Genomic DNA, 1,880 nt, shown 5'->3' on the forward strand with positions numbered 1-1,880 from the left:
CGGGCGAGGTGCAGGCCGTGATCGCCGGGCATGCGCGGGTCGCGCAGGTCGCGGTGATCGCTCGTGAGGACAGCCCCGGTGATGTGCGCCTGGTGACATACGTGGTGCCGGCCGAGGATGCGGACACGGCCGGGCTGCCGGAGCTGGTGAAGGCCTTTGCCGGGCAGCGGTTGCCGGAGTACATGGTTCCGTCGGCGGTGGTGGTGCTGGATGCGCTGCCGCTGACGGTCAACGGCAAGGTCGACCGCCGCGCGCTGCCCGCCCCGGAGTACACGGCGGGTGCGGGCCGGGCACCGGCCACCCCCGAGGAAGAGCTCCTCTGCGAGGCGTTCGCCCAGGTGCTGGGCCTGGAGAGCGTGGGTGTCGACGACGACTTCTTCGATCTGGGCGGGCACTCGCTGCTGGCTACCCAGCTCGTGAGTCGGATCCGCACACTCCTCGGTGCCGAGGTGGGGATCGCGGATGTGTTCGAGGCGCCCACGGTCGCCGGACTGGTGACCCGCATTGCCACTCAGAAGCCGGCCAGGCCCGCCCTGAGGCCGATGCGCAACAACGAGGAGTCCTGATGTACCCGTTGTCCTTCGCACAGCGGCGGTTGTGGTTCATCGGCCAGTTCGAGGGGCCGGGAGCGCACTACAACAGCCCGATCGCCGTGCGGCTCTCGGGGCAGGTGGACCGGGACGCCCTGGCGGCGGCCCTGCGGGACGTGCTCGGGCGGCACGAGGTGCTGCGGACGGTGTTCACCGTGGTCGACGGTGAGCCGTACCAGCGGATCGTGAAGCTGGACGAGCTCGACTGGGAGCTGCAGCTGGCCGAGGTCACCGAGGAGGAGCTGGCGGCCGCGGTCACCGCGGCCGGCGGGTACCCCTTCGACCTGTCCGTCGACGTCCCGATCCGGGCGACGCTGTTCTCGGCTGGTCCGGACGAGCACGTGTTGACGCTGGCCATTCACCACATCGCGTGTGACGGTTGGTCGCGGCGGCCGCTCGGCCGGGACCTCTCGGTCGCCTACGCGGCTCGCCGGGAGGGCCGGGCGCCCGAGTGGGAGCCGCTGCCGGTGCAGTATGCGGACTACGCGCTGTGGCAGCGGGAGCTGCTGGGCTCCGATGAGGAGCCGGACAGTGTGATCTCCCGCCAGGTCGCTTACTGGCGTGAGGCGTTGGCCGGTGCGCCGGAGGAGCTGGAGCTGCCGTTCGACCGGCCGCGCCCCGCTATCGCGAGCAACCAGGGGCACACCGTCTCCTTCGAGGTTTCGGCCGAGGTGCACGCGCGGTTGGCGGAGCTGGCACGGTCCGAGGGCGTGACGCCGTTCATGGTGCTCCAGGGCGCGTTGGCGGTGCTGCTGTCCCGCCTGGGCGCAGGGCTCGACATCCCGATCGGCGTGGCGGTGGCCGGGCGCACCGACGAGGCGCTGAACGACCTGGTCGGGTTCTTCGTCAACACCCTTGTCATGCGGACAGACCTGTCCGGCGACCCGTCGTTCCGCGAGTTCCTGGGGCGGGTGCGCAAGACGGGTCTCGGGGCCTTCGGGCACCAGGACGTGCCGTTCGAGCGGCTGGTCGAGGTGCTCGCCCCGGCCCGCTCGATGGCGCGCAACCCGCTCTTCCAGGTGATGCTCGCGGTCCAGAACACCGCGCGATCGGCAATGGACCTGGCGGGTGTGCAGGCCGAGTCGTTCTCGTCAGGGGCGTCGAGGTCCGTCTTCGACCTGGACGTGACGGCCGGCGAGATGTTCGACGCCGAGGGACGGCCGGCTGGGCTGCGCGGGGCGCTGACCGGTTCGGTGGACCTGTTCGACCAGTCGTCGGTGGAACGGATCGCCGCGCGCTGGGTGCGGGTGCTGGAGACGGTGCTGCTCGACCCGGAGACCCGCCTGAGCG

At 71.2% G+C, this 1,880-nt stretch carries 2 protein-coding genes; both read left to right on the forward strand.

Features of this window, described 5'->3' with window-relative positions; translation table 11 throughout:
- A partial coding sequence (locus ACZ3TI_RS40915; RefSeq protein WP_465735670.1) for a phosphopantetheine-binding protein occupies positions 1–566 on the forward strand: 566 nt, incomplete at its 5' end.
- The coding region (locus ACZ3TI_RS40920; protein ID WP_465735672.1) for a condensation domain-containing protein at positions 566–1,880 on the forward strand (1,315 nt) is incomplete at its 3' end. The genes ACZ3TI_RS40915 and ACZ3TI_RS40920, both read left to right, overlap by 1 nt.

It is taken from the genome of Kitasatospora sp. NPDC023120, assembly GCF_055560835.1.